Genomic DNA, 12,134 nt, shown 5'->3' on the forward strand with positions numbered 1-12,134 from the left:
AAGACCTCAAATACAACTTAAATTACTTTTGGATTTGTACTATGTCCCACGTATTGAAACGTCCTAACATTTTTGTTATCTCTCTCCAAAGATACTTGGAAGTGGAAATAATGGTCTCGTCCATCAATTGACCTTTCCTTATTGAGCTTAAAATAGTTTTTATGAGATAATGCCATAGATAATAGTATATCATCAATGATAAATGTTAAGGGAGTTCCATCTGCTGAGTGACGATAAAAATCTTCTTCAAACTTGATATAGCTTTCTGAAAAATAGTCTATCTGTAGCTTATCTTTATAAAGTTCATTCCTATCCACTTTCCATTCCTCCTTCTGCTAATTGAATATCTAGGATAGTCTCAACTTCAACCAAATGAAACTTACTATCCGATTTAATTACAATTCCATCTTTGGATATTTCCGTCACCTGTCCATGATAGGTGACTTTTTGATTGTGTTTTTTTACAGTAAATTGTCCTTCAAGTTGACCTGCATAGAGTTGTGAGATAAGTGTTAGCTTATCAAGCAAACTAAGCTCATCTGAAAATTTTATTTTATATTTCTCTTCAACTAGAGATGTAGTATGCTCAGATAAGAAAAAGCCCATCCATTTCATCATACCACGGTCTTGATGATCTCTAGCTGATTGAAAAGGTAAATAACTTCTATCTATCACTAGTTTAATCCATCTAATCCTCCAGCTGAATGACCACCAACTAATTTACTTCTTGCGATTACTCGTGACCCTTCTGCTAAAGCATTAGCTTTTAGTAAAGAAGTAAAACCAAATTCTTGTCTGATGGTATCAATTGCTGACTGGAGCCTTTCTTCTTTCTCAATTTTTTCTACGTCATCAAATAATGAAATAAGTCCAAAAGATTCGTCTACTAATTGTGAATAATAAACGCTAATACTTCTAACCGCTCCTGAACTATACTTCTTATGAAACAGAACCAGAACATGATTCTTCAAGGTTTCTGTTTGATTTGTTGGTTCAATCTTCATCTGAGCATGAATACTTTTCTTGCCTTCACTTCGAGAATAACCTACGCCAATAGAAACACAAGTCGTCTTCTTGCCTGTTTTTCTGAGACGGACAGCTACCTGCTCTGCCATTTCCGAAAGGACTATCTCAATTTCTTTCTGTCTGACATAATCTCTTGGCAATACTTGAGAATTGCCTATGCCATTAGATTTTGGTTTATAGGGTTTATGGACGTTACTTTCATCAATTCCATTAGCGTGAAAGAAAAGGTCAACACCATTGACTCCTAGATGAGCCTTGAGGACATCAGGATTACTATTAGCTAGTTCCTTGATAGACATAATTCCCAAAGCATTGAGTCGTTTCTTCATGCGACTGCCTATTCCCCAAAAATCTGTCATTTCCTGAATACCCCAGACCTTGGTTTCTACGTCCTCATAAGACCAATTTGCACGCATGGTTTTCGTCTTCTTGGCTTCATTATCCAACGCTAACTTAGCCAAAAGTGGGTTACTGTTAGACATGCCTACGGTTGAGTAAACGCCTGTCTGTCGGAAAATATCGTGTTGAATTTTACTTGAAATCACATCCAGCTTTTCTTTTCTGGACAAGTTTTTGTTAGGAACAAAGTAATTTAGAGAGCCTGTCAGGTCAATAAATCCCTCATCAATCGAATAAGGGAGAATATCTTCTGGACTGCCATAGTTTTGTAGAATACGCTGGATTTCTAGGTTCTTTTCGATATAGAGACTCATTCTTGGTGGGACAATAAAGGTCACCTTTGCCCATTCTTCGACAAATTGAACATACTCAGGTGTAATTTCAATCCCTTGACGTTTGGCATTATAGTAAGAAAACTTTCGAGTATGTATATCAAAGGGTAAGTCATATACTCTTCCGACATTCTGCTTACCAAAGACCTTTTTAAACATAGGTGATGAAGCAAGAATCAAGCCGTTTGAATTATCCGCTCTGCTCATGACACAAAGAGACGTTTTTAAGGGGTGAAGCCCTCGCTCGACACACTCAACGCTGGCATAGAAAGACTTCATATCAATAAAGGCAATATCACTTTTAGGCTCTCTTGAATAATCAAAATAGCCCATAGATTTATCCTCCCACTACTGGCATAAAGTGACCAATGATTTTTCCTACAATCCTTGGATTGTCTTCTGCGGAGGCAAACATGTCTGAATAGTCAGGATTGAGAGATACTAAGCGGTAGCCATCTTCTTCTAGGTAAACCTTCTTGATATAAGCTCTCTCATTCCAGACCACAGCGTAAACTGCTCCGTCATAGTCAAAGCCACCCTCACGGATAAGAGCAACTTCCCCACTCGCATAGACAGGCTCCATAGAATCCCCTTTAATCCATGTGGCAATATCATACTGGTAATCTGTTTCTGAAAAGACTTCTACGGTATCAGTTTCATCATAGGTACTTTCCCCTAGACCAGCAGACAGCTCAACATCATCAATAACCTTGATACTGTATAGTTGAACAACTTTACTTTCCTCTTGGACAGTAAGCAATTCTTCTGCATACTCCTCAACCTTTACACGGTTAATATCATTGAGTTTCAGATAAGTCTCTACAATCCTATGTTCTGATTCAAAATAGCCCGTTGACACACCCAAAATATCTGCCAACTTTTCGATGTTATGACTGTTTGGTTTTGTCTTTCCACTTTCCCAAGTGAAATAGGACTGACGGGAAATATCAAGCTTTCTAGCCATGTCAGCTTGACTGATTTTTAATTCTGTACGTCTCTTTTTGAGAGCTTCTGATGAAAACATAGTTACCTCCTTAACTTAAATAATATATGTCTTTCGCTTTTTGATAAGCTTGACCCTCTGTCAACTTTTCTTTATTCCAAGCATAAAAGATTGCTATGCCTTTGTCATAATACGCCCAAGTTCCTACGCTGGTCGAGGAAACAGTGCTTCTGAATTTTGTTTGAGATAATTCTGCCACCTCTTTATCAGTAACAAAATCTTTTTGACTCAGAAGATAGGATAACTTTTCCACTGGTCTAGGATCATAAGAGTTGTACTCCGAGACAATGCTATCATGAACTCTAGCAAAACTTTCTAGAATTTTTCTATTATCTCCTGATTGATAGTGATGAACAGTTTGAATAAATGAGTCTTTGCTCTCACCCGTCAAGTAAGTTAGCAAGTCTATAAGACGGATATTCAATGCTTCATAGGACACATGAAGAGAATTAGCAACTTCCTGAAAGCTCGATTTTTTGTAGTAAATCTTAGACAACAAGACTATATCAGGCATAAGCAAACAAGCTGAGAAATAATTAGCTTCAACTTCCTCAGGGGCAGTCTGATTTTCTTTTAGTTCGGTAAAGACTGTACCATGGTGACTCAGCAAAAAATGCCCCAATTCATGACATTTGGTAAAATTCTGACGTACTTTTGGATTCTCTTTTTCGTAGGAAAGCGAAATTCCTACTGAATCTATTAAGGTAAGACCATCAATCTGACGATTGGAAAAATGATGTCCTAACACCTTAATATCATTCTCAGAGATAACAAAGTCAAAGAAATCTTCAAAAGTATAGGACAAGAGAGATAATTTTCTTAGTTTGATAAAGGGATAAAGTTGTGATTTAACAACTGAACTAATCTTTGAAAGGGTGTCTCCCAAATACTTCACCTCCTTGTCAGTTAAAAAACTGACTATATTGTACTAAAAAAGCGGACGATTGTCCACTGATAGTTATATATATTGCTTAGTCGAATTGTTTAGACCTAACTTTACCTTTATACCATTCGCCTCTATATCTAGACCTTTATAGCTTAAAAAGACTACTAATCCAGAAGCAAGTATAACATAGAATTTTGCATCACTTGTTTTTAGAAATTCAATCATATTTTTATCCATTTTTGTCACTCCAATCTTAAATTATTTAACGATTTTTCCTAATCTAAACCCTACTAATAGCAAACAGGCACCGAAAAAACAATTTTTGATAGTATTTCTAGCAGGTGTACCAGGTAATTCTTCTGTTCTATCTGCAAAAGAGTTTTCATAAGCTTCTACTGTTTTATTCTCTCTCTTTTCTAAAGGTTCTGTTATTCCCTTATGCAATTTCCCGTTTCTATTGATATAACAAACCATTATTTGTTGCCCTTTACAAGAATTTAAAGTGTTTAGATTAAAGGCATCTATACACAAGTTCTTATCATTTGTAATAAGTAATTGCTTATAATCTATTTTACTTTTTGTCATTCTAGAAAGTAATTCTGAATCTGCAAAAGCAAAATTAGCTTCATGACTAGTTAGATTCTCATCTTCAAAAATAAAAATGGTGTTAAAATTTTTGAAGATATCTATTACACGTTTAGCCTTTGTCTGCTTCTCAATGTGTTCTGAACTTAGATGCTTTACGATTTCCAAGCACACTTCTCTAGTAACTGTAATTTTCATTCCAAAATTAAGAAAATCTTCGCTATATGATTCAATAAATACCTTAAATTCTTCAACATTCATTAAAGAAGAAGTGTCAATATAGATAATGTCGTTGGCTAATAATAAATTTTGCACGTATTCCTTGTTAGTCATTGCTATTTACCTCTTTTACTTTATAGATTTATTCTACAAATTAATTCGATATTCGACAATGCAAAAACGGGACTTTTGAGTCCCGTTTTCTATATTTATAACTCTTCATAAATTTTTAATGAATCAAGATATTTTAATTTGAATTTACAAATTTCTTCAACATCATCTATCCCAAGCTCAAAAGCAAATTTTAAGTCCTCCTTTCTTAATCTCACCTTTTGGTTATTATATTCAAATTCTGCTTCATCCTTTTGTGCCTCAATCCACGTAAAAATATCGTAACCCAGAAAATCACTTATTTCTTTTCCATCGTCTACTCCGTATTTCGCATCAAATGGATTTTCCTCTTTGTATACTTCCATTTTTTCTTCACACTCAAATTCTTCTATAACGTTATAAAATTCATAGATTCTCCAAGGCACATTATCAAAACATTCATCAAATTGTCTGATATATTCTTTTCTTTCTTTCAAATTATTAGCAAGTTCTTCTAGAACTTTCTTTAATGTTGAAAAATAACTGCCGTAGGCTGAATTCGTATATGGACTAATATAATTTTTGTTTTCACAAAAATCCCTCAGACTTTCAAGAGAAGTAAAACTGATTCTATTTCTCTCTGACATATATTGTTTTTGTGGGTAATACTTTTCAAACTCCATTTTATCTAGGTAACGACACATAAATTGACTCTTTTTCAAAATAGTAAAAGTAAAGACTCCTTTAGATAGTTCGGCGTAAACATATTCATTTCGTTGCGGTTGAATATAATTATAAGATTCTGCAAATAAAACAATACTCCCATCAATGTATTTTGCACTTTTTCTCATACCATGATTTCTAGAATCAAAATCGACTTCATAATATTTTCTTAGTTCCCTTAGGTTAGAATCTTTTATATGGCTGGAAAATAGGTCATACAGCTCAGAGTCTTCCTCTAAAACGTCTCTATCCACTGCGCTTTTGTATCTGTATAATCTATCATCATTGCTCTGACAAACTAATGTAGTGTCTTCCTTATTTTCTTCAAATATTTTCATATAGCTTCTAGCACTATAATGCATCGGATTATAAAGTTCACACAATGAGTTTTGATAAAAATATTGACTCGAACTTATTTCAGTTTCTACTTTATAATCCGTATCATATCTTGATTTAATTGGTATTATTTGAGCTTCCTTGGTCTTGATTCGATTAGATAGTCTTAGTTCAGAGAATTGGTAATAACTTAACTTTTTGTTGATATTATTCACACCCTCCATTAAGTCAGTTTCTCTATCAAAATTTGCTTCTAGAGTTTCGATAATAAAAAAATCTCTACAACCAGTTGAATCATCTAATTTTGGCAAATCATCGTAATAGAACAAGGCTTTATTAGTTTCACTCGTTGATAAGAATAATGCTGCACATATCGCTATGATACAATCTCGAGGCTGGTTTGGTTTAGTTTGGTTTAGTATTTTCCTAAACATCTCATATTCTATTCCCACTCTACAAGCTAATTCCTGAGTCTTTACACCCCATCCACCACTATTATTTGGTTTCTGTTTGGATAAATTCCTTATGTATTCATTAAAAGTTTGGTCATGCTCTTTTCTTTTTATAGTGCTTACGAACACTTTTTTTGGGTCACTTTTAAAGATACTATCTTTCATTGAAAATACCATTGCCTTCATTTCATTAGGTTAAGTAAATTATACAAGATTTTTGTCGAAAATAAAAAAGAATTCGGGAATATTCAGTCCCAAAATTCTTATATAGGTGTAAATCACCTCACAAACTCATCCATTGTTACATCAAAATACTCCGCAAGTTTAATTGCATTCTTAAGAAGCATATCTGTCTCACCTTTTTCCCAACGTGAGATTGTCCTAACAGGCACGCCAATATCATCTGATAACTGCTTATGAGTTATCCCTTTTTCAATTCTCAACTCTTTTAATCTCAAAAGTCAATCTCCTATTTCTTATCCTCATCAAACAACTTCTGACGTTCCTTCATGAACTCGAGAAGTTCTTGCTTGAAAATAGCTTTTTCTTCATCAGTCATGTCTAAAGATGTTGCACGGAAAAGCATACTTACTTCCGCAAGCTCATCTTCTTCAACTGCTCGATTATCAGTATTACCTAACAAATAATCGGCAGATACTCCAAAGAAATTAGAAAACTTTTCAATAGTATCAAAACCTGGTTTTCGTTTTCCACTCTCCCATTGCTGGTAGTTAGGTTGCTTTATACCAAACTGCTCAGCAATTTCTTTTTGAGTTAAATTTGCCTCTAAACGTAGGGCTTTTAAGCGTTCTGGGAATCCCATGATAGACCTCTTTTAAAATTTTTTTCGATTTTTTTATAAAAAGGGTTGACAATATACTCATTTGAGTATATAATATAAATATATTCAGTTGAGTATGCTGGTTTCAAAAAATAATAAGCATTATCTGAAACCAAACAACGTCCCTTGAAATCTTTAATAAAAAATGTGCGTCTGACAACCAGAGGACTGACCGACAAACACACAATAAACTTCGTACCTTTATTGTATCACACATGACAAAAATGTCAAGTCCGTATCCTGGTTGGAGTTGAATTCTCTATTTGGGAGATACCCACACGCATATCGGACTTTAGCACTTTTCCGAATAGTAAAGTGAACCGGCTTTGCCAAAAGGCATAAGAGAATCTTCTGGATACGAGTATCGGTCTAGCGGATTGGCTGGGACAGCGATGGTAATTGACGCAATGCACCTTGCTAAACGTTGCCACCGTGAGAAAGGAGTTCTTCTTTTCTCAACCAAATAACCATTGATGAAGACTTGCCATGACAGGACTGGAAATCTTCGAGCAAGTTTCATCTCTTAACACCTAAGCTACTAGTCTGACATCACCTTCTACTAGTAGCTTTTACTATTTAGAAAGGAAGTTATGACTTATTGTGAACAGAAACTAAAACAGATTTATACCAATTTTACTTTCTCAGCAGGTGTCTATGGTTATGATAAACACTTACTGAGGCTCTTGTATGTAGATACTTTAGAACACTTAAGCGATCAATTAAAGTGTTTAAAAAAAGCACATTACCCACATGGGGAATTAACTTTTTACGGCAACTACTATCGCCGTTTAATTACACAATATTATCACTCTCATCAAGCTATGGCTTGATTTTTTTATACCCTGAAAGGAACTATTATGATTAAAGAAACACTTAAAATGAACCCTAATTTTATTGGAACAGCTATCTATGAAAAACTAGGAACAGCTCCCCGTACGGTCTTTGGGAAACAAGGACAATTTCAACGTCATGAAGTAGTCAATGAAAAGCATCTTCAGTTTTATGTGATTACTCCCGCTACTGCTGAAGTTTTTGAAGAGGATGCCGAGGTGGAATTGGTTAACCCAATTTTCTATCCAGATGCCATTAATGGTCGGGATATGGCACCTGCTCTAAACGTCTATGCTGACAAACTCATTGTGAAAAAATAAAAAACAGAAAGAAAAGAGGAAAATAAATTATGGCAAAAGTTGGATTAAAATTTGATAAAGTAGAAATTACAGATAAGCGTTATTTGGACATTACATCAGCTCTTAACATTCCAGAAGTCTTTGGTAAATTGACCTGGCGTGGGATTAATGAAGTGGAACAAAAATACGAAGATGATACCACTCAACCTCGAAATATGGACGGTTCTTATCCCCAAGTCGCAACAGGGGAAATTCTTGCTACTAAGGTGGCTATTAAATCAGCTAACCAGCATGGTACAGAAGAGTTCTCAATTATTGGTATGCTACCAAGTGAGGTAGAAAGCCTTGGTCTTAAATTTGGTGATGAAGTGGAACTTTCTGGTATTATCGTGACTTACTCCAGTGTATCTGGTGGTGTTTACAAGCTCTTTGCCCAAACCATTTCAAAGAAAGGCTCTCCTGCTCCAAAACCTGAACAAGCAAAGGCTAAAGACTAATGCTTTGGAAAAAGCGTGGCCGAAGAGTCAGAAAGTACCATAAACACATTAAAGGGATTACCTTGCTAATACTTTACATGCCATTTCTCCTTGGAAGTGGCTTTTTTCTTTGGTTGGAAAAAGATAATTTGCTCCTAGAGCCTGTCTATTACAGTCTCACAACAGGAACTATTTTAGTCATCGGCTTAGGGCTGGTCTTTATCCTGAACCAACTAGGCTATCTAAATCTGTTGGTATTCTCAAAATGGAACAACCTGAGAATCATGGCAAACTTTCTCTTAGAAAACGGTTATTATACTACAAAGAAATTCAAACGAGATAAACAAGTCCAAGAAAAAATCATTCTCCCTAAAGTTTACCTCAAGCAAAGTAAGTACGGCCTGAAAGCTTCATTCATTCTTCAAGGAAATAAATTCCAGGATCGTTTTCTTAATCTCGGAAATACACTTGAAATCCAACACGATGGAGACTTTACGGGTAAGAAATTCACCAAAGGTTTTGTCACTTACGAGATAGCTATAGATCAGTTTGCAGGACGTTTAAATCTAGAAGAGATTAAAGTTACAAAACAAGGCCTCCGATTAATGAAAGACGTCTATTGGGACTTTGTAAAACAACCTCACTTACTGATTGGGGGTGGTACTGGTGGTGGGAAAACCGTTCTTCTCATGACTCTTCTCTATGGACTAGCTCCGATTTCTGATATTGATATTTGTGACCCGAAACAATCTGACCTCTCTTCTTTTGCGGACGTGCCAATCTTTAAAGGACACGTCTTCATCACTAAGGAGGAAATTGTAGACTGTCTCAAAAGCAATGTCGAGGGAATGGAAGAGCGTTACCGCTACATGAAAAGTCAGCCTAACTATGTGGCTGGGATGAACTTCTCTCAGTTTGGCTTACGTCCTAAATTCATCTTCTTTGATGAGTGGGCAGCATTCATGGCAAAACTAGAAGGCAACTACCAACTCCAACAACAGGTCAATAAATACCTCACACAATTGATTCTAGAAGCTAGACAAGCTGGCATCTTTGTCATCATGGCCATGCAACGGCCTGATGGTGAATATATCAAAACAAGCTTACGGGATCAGTTTATGAAACGTCTCTCAGTAGGACACTTAGAAGATACTGGCTATACCATGATGTACGGAGATGCCAATAGAAACAAAGAGTTCAAATACATTGATGAAATTGACGGGAAAAAAGTTGTCGGACGGGGTTATATTGCTAACGCTGGTGAGATTGCCCGTGAGTTCTTCTCTCCCAACGTCCCTTTTGATAAAGGATTCTCTTTTAAAGATGCATTTCTCAAGATGACACCTCATCAAGATTCAGTGATTACATCTACAGAGAGTGAACTTGTAAAAACATTTGTGGATTTTGAACCTGAACAATTCACTATTTCTGAAATGAAAATAAAACTCGATAAAACCTACGACCAGGTGAAAAAACTGGTCAATCTCATAGAGAAAGGAGGCTATTCTACTTTCACCAAAAAAGATGGAAAAATGCTATTTGGTAAGGATGACCTCTATACACTAGGGGTTATTTTTAATTCTATTGACGACACCAGCACGACCTATAAAGAGGCAGTTGAGGCCTATTATCAGTCTCAAAAGGAATCAGCGGTTGAGGTGAGTTAACGCCCCACCCCTGGGAGCGAGCCGGAGGCGAAGCGAACAGAGCAGGGTGGGTAAGGCGAAAACTCACTTCAATCGTGTTCACAACCCCCAGATTATAATATGGGGGTAGAGATTTGAAAAAATCACGTAGTGAAACCTCCATAAGCCTTGTGGGTCAAGGGATTAGAGAATTAAACAACTGTACACTTTTTTGCCAAAAACTGTACACCTACTCTCAAAAATAGAAAGGAGTGACTATTATTGATGGCAAACAACTAAGAAAATTTAGAGCTAGTCTTGGACTAAAACAAAAGGAATTTGCAGAAGTTGCTGGAGTAAGCTTATCAAGTCTAAAATCCTATGAAACAGGAAGACGAGAATTTACTCTCGAAAAATTCAAGGAAATCAAGACCAAGATGGGATACTCCTTCTCAGACAGCCCTCATCCTCTACGTCTTATGATTGACTATCTGCGAATCACCTTTAAAGAAGTCCGTCATTTAAAAGACTTTGTTGAAACTTACCTCTATGTTAGCTTTAATGAGTTCACTTCACAAGAAACAACCATGATGACCTATAATCACCTCTACAAGCGTGGTGATATTTGGATATTTGATTACTTTGATAAAGAAGATCGAAACAATTACCAAATCACCTTACAACTCTCTGGTCAAGGGTGTAGACAGATGGAACTGGTTCTTGAAAGAGAAGGGATCTCTTGGAGGGAATTCTTGGAAAAAATACTTTATGAACGTTCTGACATGAAAGTTACTCGGATAGACTTAGCATTAGATGAACTCTACCGTGGGTATGATCAAGAAGAAACACACTTTCATCTATCAGATATGATTAACAAAGTTTACCAACACCTTGTTACATTTGACCGCCTTAGAACTTGGAGTCATATCGGTGGTGGAAATCTAAACAGTCATTCTGAGAATGAGGATAGACAAGGAATATCGCTTTACTTTGGATCACGTAAATCCAATATGTTTTTTAACTTTTATGAGAAACGATATGAATTCGCTCAAAAGGAAGGGATAAGTGTTGAAGAGGCTCTAGAAATATTTGGCGTCTGGAATCGATATGAAATTCGTTTGTCACAAGCAAAAGCTCAAAAGTTAGTTGAACACTACGTGCTAGGTCAAGATTTAGGAAACTTAGCCCGTGGATTAATTAATCAAGAAATGGAGGTGTTTGAAGGCGTTGGGAAATACGGAGCCTACATCCCTGATCCTAAATGGCAAGATATGTTCGGATCAGCTGACCCATTAAAATTATCTGTCCAACCAGAACCTTATTCCATTGATCGAACAGTTCGTTGGTTGCTTTACCAAGTTTCCAATTCGCTATCATTTGTGGAAGAGGCAGATAAAATCATGAATACCCAATACCTGGAAATGATTCGAAATACTGGAAAACTAACAGATCGGATGGAAACCGAACTAAAGTATTTAAAAGAAAGTTATGTTTCTCATCAGAATGAACTTGTGAAAGGAGGTAAAGAGTGGCAAGTAACTTAAAAATCTGTATTCAAAATATACAAACTGGCCTATATAAATGGTTTGAATTCCCGGAATCAGAACAAACCATTCGAAAAAGTTTAGGCCTATCAGATCACGATGAGTATCTAATTGCGGATTGGGATGATTTTAACGGTATCATCAATGAATATACCTCTATTAGTTCTCTTAATCGTCTTGCTGAGAAGTTACAAGAAATCCCTGATAATTACAGCTCTCTGATAAATGATTGGATTATCCACTATAATTCTATCGATAACTTTATTGAAGAGTTTGATATCAATAATTGGACTGTTGCTGAAGTTAGTAGGGATGAAGATTTTGGAGCCTATCTCATTGAAGAATTAAGCGTCATTAAAATCCCTGATAATATCCAACCGTATTTTGATTATGAAGCTTATGGTCGTGATGCACGCCTTGAACTAAACTGTGTCATCTCAGATCAATACTATGCTTGGCAATAGAAA

15 protein-coding genes are annotated in these 12,134 nt (G+C 35.9%); 6 read left to right on the forward strand and 9 right to left on the reverse strand.

What is annotated here, in order from left to right; genetic code table 11:
• Positions 1 to 17 precede the first annotated feature (17 nt).
• The 9 genes from D2A30_09840 to D2A30_09880 form a co-directional block, all read right to left on the reverse strand.
• Positions 18 to 317: a hypothetical protein gene (locus D2A30_09840; protein ID ULL21835.1), complete on the reverse strand. Its 300-nt coding sequence runs from the start codon at positions 315 to 317 to the stop codon at positions 18 to 20.
• On the reverse strand, positions 310 to 675 hold the full coding sequence (locus tag D2A30_09845) for a hypothetical protein (GenBank protein ULL21836.1): 366 nt from the start codon (positions 673 to 675) through the stop codon (positions 310 to 312). Before D2A30_09845 ends, D2A30_09840 begins: the two co-directional genes overlap by 8 nt.
• Positions 675 to 2,090, reverse strand: a complete 1,416-nt coding sequence (locus tag D2A30_09850) for a Y-family DNA polymerase (protein ULL21837.1) — start codon at positions 2,088 to 2,090, stop codon at positions 675 to 677. Before D2A30_09850 ends, D2A30_09845 begins: the two co-directional genes overlap by 1 nt.
• Before the next feature lie 4 nt (positions 2,091 to 2,094).
• Positions 2,095 to 2,781, reverse strand: a complete 687-nt coding sequence (locus D2A30_09855) for an XRE family transcriptional regulator (protein ID ULL21838.1) — start codon at positions 2,779 to 2,781, stop codon at positions 2,095 to 2,097.
• Positions 2,782 to 2,791: 10 nt separating this feature from the next.
• On the reverse strand, positions 2,792 to 3,646 hold the full coding sequence (locus D2A30_09860; GenBank protein ID ULL21839.1) for an ImmA/IrrE family metallo-endopeptidase: 855 nt from the start codon (positions 3,644 to 3,646) through the stop codon (positions 2,792 to 2,794).
• 258 nt (positions 3,647 to 3,904) lie between these two features.
• The gene (locus D2A30_09865) at positions 3,905 to 4,564 is read right to left on the reverse strand and encodes a hypothetical protein (protein ULL21840.1); all 660 of its coding nucleotides are present in this window, start codon (positions 4,562 to 4,564) and stop codon (positions 3,905 to 3,907) included.
• A 95-nt stretch (positions 4,565 to 4,659) separates the two neighbouring features.
• Positions 4,660 to 6,216, reverse strand: a complete 1,557-nt coding sequence (locus D2A30_09870) for a hypothetical protein (GenBank protein ULL22036.1) — start codon at positions 6,214 to 6,216, stop codon at positions 4,660 to 4,662.
• Positions 6,217 to 6,329: 113 nt separating this feature from the next.
• Complete coding sequence (locus D2A30_09875) at positions 6,330 to 6,509, reverse strand: XRE family transcriptional regulator (protein ULL21841.1); 180 nt, start codon at positions 6,507 to 6,509, stop codon at positions 6,330 to 6,332.
• Between the two features lie 11 nt (positions 6,510 to 6,520).
• Positions 6,521 to 6,874 carry an XRE family transcriptional regulator gene (locus D2A30_09880; protein ULL21842.1) on the reverse strand — a complete coding sequence of 118 codons (354 nt, stop codon included), beginning with the start codon at positions 6,872 to 6,874 and terminating at the stop codon, positions 6,521 to 6,523.
• 608 nt (positions 6,875 to 7,482) lie between these two features.
• On the opposite strand from D2A30_09880, the gene D2A30_09885 reads away from it, so the two are divergent.
• The 6 genes from D2A30_09885 (at position 7,483) to D2A30_09910 (ending at position 12,131) form a co-directional block, all read left to right on the forward strand.
• Positions 7,483 to 7,722: a hypothetical protein gene (locus D2A30_09885; protein ID ULL21843.1), complete on the forward strand. Its 240-nt coding sequence runs from the start codon at positions 7,483 to 7,485 to the stop codon at positions 7,720 to 7,722.
• A 27-nt stretch (positions 7,723 to 7,749) separates the two neighbouring features.
• Complete coding sequence (locus D2A30_09890) at positions 7,750 to 8,043, forward strand: cytoplasmic protein (GenBank protein ID ULL21844.1); 294 nt, start codon at positions 7,750 to 7,752, stop codon at positions 8,041 to 8,043.
• A gap of 29 nt (positions 8,044 to 8,072) precedes the next feature.
• Positions 8,073 to 8,519: a hypothetical protein gene (locus tag D2A30_09895; protein ID ULL21845.1), complete on the forward strand. Its 447-nt coding sequence runs from the start codon at positions 8,073 to 8,075 to the stop codon at positions 8,517 to 8,519.
• Positions 8,519 to 10,165, forward strand: coding sequence for a cell division protein FtsK (locus tag D2A30_09900; protein ULL21846.1), 1,647 nt, complete (start codon positions 8,519 to 8,521; stop codon positions 10,163 to 10,165). Before D2A30_09895 ends, D2A30_09900 begins: the two co-directional genes overlap by 1 nt.
• A 230-nt stretch (positions 10,166 to 10,395) precedes the next feature.
• Positions 10,396 to 11,667: an XRE family transcriptional regulator gene (locus D2A30_09905; GenBank protein ULL21847.1), complete on the forward strand. Its 1,272-nt coding sequence runs from the start codon at positions 10,396 to 10,398 to the stop codon at positions 11,665 to 11,667.
• Positions 11,652 to 12,131, forward strand: coding sequence for an antirestriction protein ArdA (locus tag D2A30_09910; protein ID ULL21848.1), 480 nt, complete (start codon positions 11,652 to 11,654; stop codon positions 12,129 to 12,131). Before D2A30_09905 ends, D2A30_09910 begins: the two co-directional genes overlap by 16 nt.
• The last annotated feature ends 3 nt before the right edge of the window (positions 12,132 to 12,134 follow it).

The organism is Streptococcus suis, from assembly GCA_022354845.1.
GTDB classification, from domain to species: domain Bacteria; phylum Bacillota; class Bacilli; order Lactobacillales; family Streptococcaceae; genus Streptococcus; species Streptococcus suis_AA.

What these genes read in the sequence shown, in the direction of transcription:
- D2A30_09850 (ULL21837.1), bottom strand. Translation starts at nt 2,090, where the DNA reads ATGGGCTATTTTGATTATTCAAGAGAGCCTAAAAGTGATATTGCCTTT.
- D2A30_09855 (ULL21838.1), bottom strand. Translation starts at nt 2,781, where the DNA reads ATGTTTTCATCAGAAGCTCTCAAAAAGAGACGTACAGAATTAAAAATC.
- D2A30_09865 (ULL21840.1), bottom strand. Translation starts at nt 4,564, where the DNA reads ATGACTAACAAGGAATACGTGCAAAATTTATTATTAGCCAACGACATT.
- D2A30_09870 (ULL22036.1), bottom strand. Translation starts at nt 6,216, where the DNA reads ATGAAAGATAGTATCTTTAAAAGTGACCCAAAAAAAGTGTTCGTAAGC.
- D2A30_09880 (ULL21842.1), bottom strand. Translation starts at nt 6,874, where the DNA reads ATGGGATTCCCAGAACGCTTAAAAGCCCTACGTTTAGAGGCAAATTTA.
- D2A30_09885 (ULL21843.1), top strand. Translation starts at nt 7,483, where the DNA reads ATGACTTATTGTGAACAGAAACTAAAACAGATTTATACCAATTTTACT.
- D2A30_09890 (ULL21844.1), top strand. Translation starts at nt 7,750, where the DNA reads ATGATTAAAGAAACACTTAAAATGAACCCTAATTTTATTGGAACAGCT.
- D2A30_09895 (ULL21845.1), top strand. Translation starts at nt 8,073, where the DNA reads ATGGCAAAAGTTGGATTAAAATTTGATAAAGTAGAAATTACAGATAAG.
- D2A30_09900 (ULL21846.1), top strand. Translation starts at nt 8,519, where the DNA reads ATGCTTTGGAAAAAGCGTGGCCGAAGAGTCAGAAAGTACCATAAACAC.